This window comes from Mycobacterium asiaticum (genome assembly GCF_001668675.1).
Classification (GTDB): domain Bacteria; phylum Actinomycetota; class Actinomycetes; order Mycobacteriales; family Mycobacteriaceae; genus Mycobacterium; species Mycobacterium asiaticum_D.
The window spans coordinates 21,063-30,154 of the sequence record NZ_LZKQ01000201.1 but is presented as its reverse complement, the minus strand read 5'-3'; the positions used below and the strand labels follow the sequence as shown (position 1 = coordinate 30,154).

Annotated in this window: 9 protein-coding genes; 5 read left to right on the top strand and 4 right to left on the bottom strand. The window is 66.7% G+C overall.

Annotated features, from left to right (window positions below):
• The first annotated feature begins 121 nt into the window (after positions 1 to 121).
• Entirely contained in the window at positions 122 to 1,390 is a 1,269-nt protein-coding gene (locus A9X01_RS17205) for an amidohydrolase family protein (RefSeq protein WP_065121896.1), read from the top strand.
• A gap of 3 nt (positions 1,391 to 1,393) precedes the next feature.
• Here A9X01_RS17205 and A9X01_RS17200 read toward each other — a convergent pair whose 3' ends face one another.
• A complete protein-coding gene (locus tag A9X01_RS17200) occupies positions 1,394 to 2,176 on the bottom strand; it encodes an SDR family oxidoreductase (RefSeq protein ID WP_065121895.1) in 783 nt (260 codons plus the stop codon).
• Positions 2,177 to 2,277: 101 nt separating this feature from the next.
• On the opposite strand from A9X01_RS17200, the gene A9X01_RS17195 reads away from it, so the two are divergent.
• The 3 genes from A9X01_RS17195 to A9X01_RS17185 are packed head-to-tail and all read left to right on the top strand — an operon-like array spanning position 2,278 to position 4,626.
• Positions 2,278 to 3,117 (top strand): class I SAM-dependent methyltransferase, encoded by an 840-nt coding sequence (locus A9X01_RS17195; RefSeq protein ID WP_065121894.1) that lies wholly within the window; start codon positions 2,278 to 2,280, stop codon positions 3,115 to 3,117.
• A 10-nt stretch (positions 3,118 to 3,127) separates the two neighbouring features.
• Positions 3,128 to 3,925, top strand: a complete 798-nt coding sequence (locus A9X01_RS17190) for an SDR family NAD(P)-dependent oxidoreductase (protein ID WP_065121893.1) — start codon at positions 3,128 to 3,130, stop codon at positions 3,923 to 3,925.
• Between the two features lie 23 nt (positions 3,926 to 3,948).
• Positions 3,949 to 4,626, top strand: coding sequence for a hypothetical protein (locus tag A9X01_RS17185; protein ID WP_065121892.1), 678 nt, complete (start codon positions 3,949 to 3,951; stop codon positions 4,624 to 4,626).
• On the opposite strand, the gene A9X01_RS17180 is transcribed toward A9X01_RS17185, so the two are convergent.
• Genes A9X01_RS17180 through A9X01_RS17170 form a run of 3 tightly spaced genes read right to left on the bottom strand, consistent with a single transcriptional unit; the run spans position 4,623 to position 7,713 of the window.
• Positions 4,623 to 5,492: an NYN domain-containing protein gene (locus A9X01_RS17180; RefSeq protein WP_065121891.1), complete on the bottom strand. Its 870-nt coding sequence runs from the start codon at positions 5,490 to 5,492 to the stop codon at positions 4,623 to 4,625. The genes A9X01_RS17185 and A9X01_RS17180 overlap by 4 nt on opposite strands.
• Positions 5,489 to 7,072 (bottom strand): fatty-acid--CoA ligase FadD1, encoded by a 1,584-nt coding sequence (gene fadD1 / locus A9X01_RS17175; RefSeq protein ID WP_065121890.1) that lies wholly within the window; start codon positions 7,070 to 7,072, stop codon positions 5,489 to 5,491. Before fadD1 ends, A9X01_RS17180 begins: the two co-directional genes overlap by 4 nt.
• A complete protein-coding gene (locus A9X01_RS17170) occupies positions 7,069 to 7,713 on the bottom strand; it encodes a TetR/AcrR family transcriptional regulator (protein ID WP_065121898.1) in 645 nt (214 codons plus the stop codon). Before A9X01_RS17170 ends, fadD1 begins: the two co-directional genes overlap by 4 nt.
• 144 nt (positions 7,714 to 7,857) lie before the next feature.
• Between A9X01_RS17170 and A9X01_RS17165 the strand changes: the two genes are divergently transcribed.
• Entirely contained in the window at positions 7,858 to 9,072 is a 1,215-nt protein-coding gene (locus A9X01_RS17165) for an FAD-dependent oxidoreductase (protein ID WP_081282433.1), read from the top strand.
• Positions 9,073 to 9,092 lie beyond the last annotated feature (20 nt).

Here is a 9,092-nt window from a genome sequence, read left to right as displayed (position 1 = left end):
ATGATAACAGCCCGCGGGGGGCCGCCCGGGGTACCCCCCGCGAGAAGCCGCAAACGCGCCCCAATTCGGCACGAATGGGGCGCTTTCGCGTCTGCTCGCCCACCCAAGGAGACCGTCCCGCATGAAGTCGATTGACGACCTGGCCACCGACCTGAACTTCACCACCGCCAAAACCGGCGCCGACCGCACGGTCACCCTGTTACCCGACCCGCCCAGGGCGGCCCGGCGCTACACCGTAATCTCGGTGGACGATCACATCGTCGAACCGCCGGACACCTTCACCGGGCGGCTGCCGCGCAAGTTCGCCGACCGGGGACCCAGGGTGGTGGACACCCCGGAGGGCGGGCAGACGTGGGTGTACGACGGACAGGCGCTGCCCAACGTCGGCTTCAACGCCGTGGTCGGGCGTCCGGTGTCCGAGTACGGTTTCGAACCCGTCCGTTTCGACGAAATGCGCAGGGGCGCTTGGGATATCCATGCACGGGTCAAGGACATGGACCTCAACGGCATCTACGCTTCGCTGAACTTCCCGTCGTTCCTGCCGGGATTCGCCGGGCAACGCCTACAGCAGGTGACCACCGACCGCGAGCTCGCCCTGGCGTCGGTACGGGCGTGGAACGACTGGCACCTGGAGGTTTGGGCCGGGTCGTATCCGGGCCGGATCATCCCGTGCCAGTTGCCCTGGCTGCTGGACCCCGAGCTGGGCGCGGAGATGATCCGGGAGAACGCCGAGCGGGGTTTTCACGCGGTCACCTTCAGTGAGAACCCGGCGATGCTCGGCTTCCCCAGCATCCACTCGGGACACTGGGAACCGATGATGGCGGCGTGCGCCGAGACCGGGACGGTCGTCAATCTGCACATCGGCTCATCGGGCTCGTCACCGTCGACGACGGCGGACGCACCACCGGACGTGCAGGGCGTGCTGTTCTTCGCCTACGCCATCTCCGCGGCGGTGGACTGGCTCTATTCGGGGCTGCCCAGCCGATACCCCGACCTGAAGATCTGCCTGTCCGAGGGGGGCATCGGCTGGGTCGCGGGGCTGCTGGACCGTCTCGACCACATGCTCAGCTACCACGAGATGTACGGCACCTGGCAGGCACTGGGTGAGACACTCACGCCCGCAGAGGTTTTCGCGCGCAACTTCTGGTTCTGCGCGGTGGAGGACAAGTCGTCGTTCGTGCAGTACGAGCGTATCGGCGTGGACAACATCATGCTGGAGGCCGACTATCCGCACTGCGACTCCACCTGGCCGCACACCCAGCGCACCATCCACGAGGAGATCGGCGGACTACCCGACGACGTGATCCGCAAGATCACCTGGGAGAACGCGGCACGGCTGTACCAGCACCCGGTGCCGGTCGAGGTTCAGCGCGATCCCGACGCGTACTGACGGTTACGTGACCCACTCGGGCTGTTCGGCGGTGTCCACCGCGGAGAAGTCCTTGTGGCCCAGGCCCGCAACGCAGCCGCCGTCCACCACGAATTCCGAGCCGGTGGAGTAGCTGGACTCGTCGCTGGCCAGGTAGACGACCAGGTTGGAGACTTCCTGCGGTTCCGCGATGCGCCCCAACGCGGTTTGGAAGATGTCTTCGGGCACCCATTCCGTCATCGGTGTCCTGATCAGGCCGGGGTGGATCGAGTTGACCCGAATCCCGCTGGGCCCCAGCTCCAGCGCCGCCGACTTGGTCAGGCCGCGAACGGCGAACTTGGTCGCCGTGTAGCCGTGGCAGGCGATGGTGCCGGCGAGTCCCTCGATTGAGGAGATGTTGATGATGGAACCCCGGCCGGCGTCCTTCATGGGCTTGACGACCGAGCGGATGCCCAGGAACACGCCGGTGAGGTTGATGTCCAGAATGCGCTGCCATTCCGAGAGCGCGTAGTCCTCGAGGGTGCCGATGTTGATGATGCCGGCGTTGTTGACCAATATGTCCAGGCGACCGAATTCGCTCAGGGTGGTCTCGACCGCCGCGTCCCACTGATCGGGCTCGGTGACATCGAGGTGCACGTAGCGCGCGGCGTCGCCGACCTCGGCCGCGACCACCTTGCCTTCGTCGTCGAGGATGTCGCCGAACACCACCTTGGCGCCCTCGGCCACCAGCGCCCGGACATGGGATGCGCCCATGCCGCGGGCCCCGCCGCTGATCAGTGCGACTTTGTCGGTCAATCGGTTCGGCATTGAATCTCCTGACTGGGTCGGGCCTTGAGTGGACGAATTGTCATCGTGGCACACCGGCCGACGGCGGCCGCCTGCTGATCCAGCCTCCGTAGGGTGGAGCTGTGACGCGGGACAAGGTCGACTTCAGTTCCGTCCGGTGGGGCTCGGTGGAGTGGACCAACCTGGTCACCCTCTACCTGCGTGCCTATGAATGCCGGGCGAAGCGGCCGATTCTGGGTGATCGGACGGCGGCCGAAGCGGTCGAGCGCATCGACTACGACTTCAAGCGGATTCACCGCATGTCATTGCCGGTGTCGAATCAGTATCTCGTCGCGTTGCGTGCCAAACAGCTCGACGACTGGTCTGCGGACTTCCTGCGTCGGCATCCCGAAGCCGTTGTGCTGCATCTTGGTTGCGGTCTGGATGGCCGCGTCTTCCGGTTGTCGGTGCCGGAGTCCGTGCAGTGGTTCGACCTGGACCAGCCGGGAGTCATCGAGTTGCGCCGCCGGTTGTACACCGAAACCGCGAACTACCGCATGGTCGGCTCGTCGGTGACCGACCCGGGGTGGCTCGCGGACATCCCGGTCGGGCAGCCCACCCTGGTCATCGCCGAAGGTCTGCTGATGTACCTGCCGCCAACCGAGGTCCGGCAGTTGCTCGCCCGCCTTACAGCTCAATTCGACAGCGGTGAAATGCTTTTCGACACCGTTTCACCGCTGGGGCCGCCGGTGTCGAAGGTGTTCACCAAGGGCATCGTCAAGTGGGGGATCCGCGACGCTCGCGAGTTGCAGGACTGGGACCCCAGCCTGCACCTGGTGGAGCGGCGACCCGTGCTGGCCGCGTACGACAAGATTCCCGTCACCGCCGTGCGTTTGCTCTACCGAGTGTTCTCGGTAACCGTCGGGGGCTCCTACGACGTGCTCAACCGCTTCGAGTACCGGGCTCTCAGCGGGATCGGCTAGCGTCAGCGGCATGGAGCTGACCGGAAAAACTGTTCTGCTGACCGGCGCGACGGGTGGCCTCGGCCGCGCGATCGCCCAGGCGCTCGCCAAGCGCGGAGCGCACCTGATCGTGAGTTCACGCAAGCCTCAGGAGCTGGCCGAGCTGGTGGCCTCGCTGCCGGGCGGTGGACACCGCACGATCGTCAGCGATCTCGCCGAACTGGGTGCGGGCCCGGCCTTGCTTGCCGAAGCCGGCCCGATCGACGTGCTGGTATCCAACGCGGCGCTACCGGCTTCGGGCAAGCTGGACAGCTACACCGCCGAGCAGGTCGACCGCGCGCTACGAGTCAATCTCGAGGTGCCCGTACAGATGACCCGCGAGTTGATCCCGGCCTTCGTCGCCCGCGGGTCGGGTCACTTCGTCTACATCTCGTCCATCTCGGGCAAGGCGGCGACAGCCCGGGCCTCGCTGTACGCCGCGACCAAGTTCGGCCTGCGCGGTTTCGCCCTGTGCCTGCGTGACGACCTGCGTCCAGACGGTATCGGCGTCTCGGTGGTCAGTCCCGGGGCGATCAGCGGCGCCGGCATGTTCGCCGACTCTGGGGCCGACGCGCCGCCGCTGATCGGCACCGGGAAGCCGGAGCAGGTGGGCGCCGCCGTGGTCACCGCGATCGAGCGCAATCGCGGTGAGATCACCGTCGCACCACTGCGTCAGCGGGCGCTGGCGCAGTTCGCCGCCAACGCTCCCGAAGTGGCCTCCCGCTTGGCGGGCAACGTGACCGCCAAGGCGGCCGACCAGGTCGCCGCCGGGCAACTCGACAAGCGCTGAAAATTTGATGGCATCCTGGCCTCGTGGGTGTGCTGTTCCGCTTGCTCGAGTTGCTGCTGCTGGCGCTGCCGCTGATCGGTCTGATTGCGGCCGGGATCAAGGCGATCTCTTCGTTCAGCAAGCGGGCGGGGGAGTCGGGTAGAAGTTCGGGCCCGGACGAGATTTCCGACGCCCCGGGCGTCACTGGCTCAGCCGGCAATCCAGCGGCGCACTGGCGCGCCATCAGACGCGCGCTCGAGGCGCACGAGGATACCGACGCGCGTTGGCTGGCATACGAACTCGACGCATCGCGGTTGCTGGACTTTCCGGTGATGACCGACATGCGGGAGCCGCTGACCACCCGTTTCCACAAGGCCAAGCTGCGGGCCGACCTGCTCAAACCACTGCGCGCCGAGGATCTTTCCGACGACCGGGACGCCGCGCGGGAGTACCTTGATGCCGTCGAGGACTATGTGACCGCGTTCAACGCCGCCGAAGCCGAGGCGATGCGCAGGCGGACCAACGACTTCTCCAAAGAGGAGAAGCAGCGGGTCTCGCGCGCCCAGAACCTGCTCCGGATCGCCGCGGACTCCGGCGCCACGGCTGCCGAGCGTCAGCACGCCTACGGCTTGGCGCGTACCGAACTCGATGGCCTCATCGTGCTGCCCGACGTCACCCGAAGCAGCATCGAGCGCGGCATCGCCGGCGAGATCGATCGTTAAGGGACGTCGGACTTCAGGCGCACCATCCGCGTGGTGGTGCTCTCATCCAGTTCCACCAGATCGGCGCGGGAACGCAGGAAATCGCTGAAAGACTTGAATCCCAGCGATTTTTCGCTGAACGACGGATTCATCCGCTTCATTTGCGCCTTGACTTGCGAATTGTGCAGCCAGTCCGCGTCATCCTTTTCCTGGCTGATCCGCAAGGCGCGTTCCAGCAATGCGGTTGCCGCGGCTTGCGAATCCGGAGGCGCCGGCTCGTCGTCGGGCTCGGCGGCGCTGGCGTGGCGGCCGCGCTTTTTCGGTTGGGTCGCCGCGACGGGGGGCGAGATGCCCGGCAGCGCGTCGTAGGTGAGGAAGTCGTCGCACGCCGCGGCCAACGACTGGCTGCTGGCTCCGGCCACCCCGATCCCGACGACATAGCGCCCCAGCCGTTTGCAGCGCTGTGCCAGGGCGATGTAGTCGGAGTCACCACCGACGATGACCACATGGGTCAGGTCGGGCAACCGGAACATGTCTTCGACCGCATCGACGGCCAGCCGGATGTCGGCGCCGTTCTTGCCGTACGCGGCCGCCGGAAACAACTGCACGAGGTCGACGGCGCGGCCCACCAACTGGCCGTGGTAGGCGGCGTTCACCTCGGCGGACCAGTCGGCGTACGCGCGGGTGAGCACCAGTGTGCCGAATGACGACGCGAAGTCCATGATGGCGCCCAGATCGACGGTGGCCACCCGCAACCGGTCCTGGTCGAGCCCCTTGGCCTTGTCCCGCTGGAAGGAGTTGCGGCCATGTACCTGGTCGTAACGGGAGATGACGATGTTGTCGAAGTCGAAATAGACCGCTACCCGGGTTCCGCCGTTCTCGGTCATGAGCTCACCGTCCGATAGGCGGTACCGCGTTCGGCACGCTCCCACAGGGTTTCCCCCGCGCCGATGGAGGTGCCCTCGGCGATCAGCTGACGCTTGAGCACCTTGTGGGTGGCGGTGCTGGGCAGGTCGGCGGCGATGCGGACGTAGCGCGGCCGCGCCTTGGGGGACAGGTCGGGCTGTGCGTCGAGGAAGGCTTCGAAAGATTCGGGGTCGAAGGCGCGGCCCTCGTGTAGCACGACGGCCGCCATCACTTGGTCCCCGACCCGGCCGTCCGGGACCGCATACACCGCGACTCGGTTGATGGCCTTGTGCCGCAACAGGATTCGTTCGATCGGTGCCGCCGCGAGATTCTCGCCATCCACCCGCATCCAATCCGCGGTGCGGCCGGCCAGGTAGATCCAACCCTGTGCGTCCTTGTAGGCCAAATCACCCGACCAGTACATCCCGCCCCGCAGCCGTTCCGCGTTTGCCTGCGGGTCGTTGTAGTAGCCGGTGAACAGGCCCGATCCCGTGGTGTTCACCAGTTCGCCTACGGCCTCGTCCGCGTTGAGCAGGGCGCCGTTCTCGTCAAGCTGTGCGATGGCGCATTCGGTGCTGGTGTCGCTGTTGTAGACCGCCACCCCGTCGGCGCCCTTACCGATCGATCCGGGCGGCGTGCCCGGTTCGCGAATCACCATGACCGCGTTTTCGGTCGATCCGAAGCCGTCCTCGACTTGTACGCCGAAACGGCGGGCGAATTCGGCGATGTCCTTCTCGTTGGCTTCGTTGCCGAAGGCCACCCGCAGCGGATTGTCGGCGTCGTCCTCGCGTTCGGGCGTCGCGAGGATGTAGGCGAGGGGCTTGCCGACGTAGTTCATGTACGTCGCGTTGTACCGACGCACCTCGCACAGGAAGTTGCTCGCCGAGAACTTCGCCGGCACCATCGCGGCACCGGAGACGACGGCGGGGGCCCAGCCGGCGACGACCGCGTTGGAGTGGAACAGCGGCATGGACACATAGCAAGTGTCCCGCTCGGTCAATCCGAACCGCTCGGCGAGGCTGCGCCCGGCGAACGTCGGCATCAGGTGCGCGACCTGGACGGCCTTCGGGTTTCCGCTGGTGCCGGACGTGAAGATCATCATGAACGGGTCCATCATCTCGACCTGGCGGTATGGAACGAGAGGACCGGCGCCGGCGATCAACTCCTTCCACTGCTGGCTGGAAGTGTCGAGGACCCGCGTGCCGCCCAGGTCCAAACCGTCCAGCAGCGGGCGGTGCTCGGCATCGGTCACCACGATCTGACAGTCCGCGCGCCGGATGTCGGCGGCCAGCGCCTCGCCGCGGCGCGTGGTGTTCAGCCCACACAGGACGTAACCGCCGAGGCCGGCCGCCGCCATTTGCGTCAGCATGTCCGGCGTGTTGCCCAGCAGGGAACCGATGTGCATCGGCCGATCCCGGTCGGCGGCGGCCAGCAGCGCTGCGGCCTGTGCTGCCGATTCGGTGAGATAGTCACGCCAGGTCCATTGCAGGTCACCGAATTTCACGGCGATGCCGGCGTCAGACACCCGCTGGCTGAGCAGCGTTTGCATCGTTTCGGTCATGAATTCTGCTCCGCCCGTTGCTGTTTCGTGTCGATGTAGCAGCTGAGGAGGTCGACGAGCAGCCGACGGACCTTGGTCGTGTCGACGGGGCGATGCATGACCAGTTGGTTGGCGATCATGCCGCGCAAAGAGGTCAGCAGATGCTCGCCGATGGTTGCTCGCTGGTTCGGGCTGAGGTTGCGATCGATCGCGGTGCCGAGCGTATTGAACGTCTTGGCCAAGCGTTTGATGTGCCCGGTGGCTGCGCTGCCGCGAGTGGCGCGGGTGCCGATCAGAATCTCGGTTGCCGCACGTGCGGTGGGGCTGGACATGGCTCGCCACGCCGAGGTGACCACCGCCTCCACCCGATCGCGGGTGGGTGTGTCCTCGGTCGCCACCGGCGTGGATCGCAGGGCGTCCAGCAACTCGTTGAAGCCCTGGTCCACCACCGCCATCAGGAGGCCATCACGGTCGCCGAAGTGATCCTGGATGACTCCCCAGGTGACGCCCGCGGTGTCCGCGATCTGGCGGCCGCTGGCCGCCGCAATGCCCTCGTTGAGCACGATCTGCACCGTCACATCGATCACCGTGGCGCGGGTGCGCTCGGCCCGGGCCCGATCGCCGTGGGCGGGTCGCGTCGCAGCGGCTCGTCGCGTCGTCACCAGCACAACACCTTTCTCCTCACCCGGCGTGTCGCCGCCGGGGATCACACATCGCAGTTGTCACGTTATGACAAGAGCCTCGCGACGGCGGCAAACTGGCGCGGGCTGAAGCCGTGTCCGGGCGAGACCTATGCTTGAGCCGTCATGGCCGAGAAGACGACGTGCGCGATCATCGGAGGCGGCCCGGCGGGCATGGTCCTGGGGCTGCTGCTGGCCAGGGCCGGCGTGGACGTCACCCTGTTGGAGAAGCACGGCGATTTCCTGCGCGACTTCCGCGGCGACACCGTGCACTCCACCACCATGCGGCTGCTCGACGAATTGGGGCTGTGGGAACGCTTTTCCAAGCTGTCGTATACCGAAGTCCGCAATGCGGCATTCGAGTCGAATGGCCGCTCGGTGACCTACGTCGACTTCGGCCGGCTGCGCCAACCGCATCCGTTCATCGCGATGGTGCCGCAGTGGGACCTGCTCAATCTGCTTGCCGAGGCCGCGACCGCGGAGCCGACGTTCAACCTGCGGATGAACACCGAGGTCACCGGGCTGCTGCGGGAGGGTGACCGGGTGACCGGGGTCCGGTATCGCGGTCCCGACGGTGACGGCGAACTACGGGCCGAACTCACCGTCGCCTGCGACGGCCGGTGGTCCATCGCGCGACAGGAGGCCGGTTTGCCGACCCGCGAGTTCCCGGTGAACTTCGACGTGTGGTGGTTCCAGCTGCCCCGCAACGACAACACCGAATTCTCGTTCCTGCCCCGCACCGGCCCGGGCAAGGCACTGGCTGTGATCCCGCGGGAGGGTTACTTCCAAATCGCCTACCTCGGGCGCAAGGGCAGCGACGCGCAGCTGCGCGCGCAGGGCATCGAGGCATTCCGTCGCGAGGTCGCGGCCCTGGTGCCGGAGGCGGCCGGATCGGTCGACGCGCTGGAGTCCATGGACGACGTCAAGCACCTCGATGTCCGGGTGAATCGCCTGCGACGCTGGCACCGCGCAGGCTTGCTGTGCATCGGCGATGCGGCGCACGCCATGTCCCCGATGGGGGGCGTCGGCATCAACCTGGCGGTTCAGGATGCCGTGGCGGCCGCGACCATCCTCGCCGAACCGCTGCAGCGGCACCGGGTCACCGACCGTGATCTGGCCAGGATCCGCCGCCGCCGGGTAATCCCCACCGCCATAACGCAATTCGTGCAACTTGTGCTACATCGGCGGTTGCTCGGACCGTTGTTGCGCGGCGCCGATCCCGCGCCGCCGGACTCGGTGCTGCGCTTTATCGAGCGCTTCCCGTGGGTCTCGTTTCTGCCCGCGTATTTCATCGGAGTCGGAGTCCTGCCGGAGCGCGCTCCCGCATTCGCGCGCCGCTGAGTGGCGTAGTGCGGTGCTAG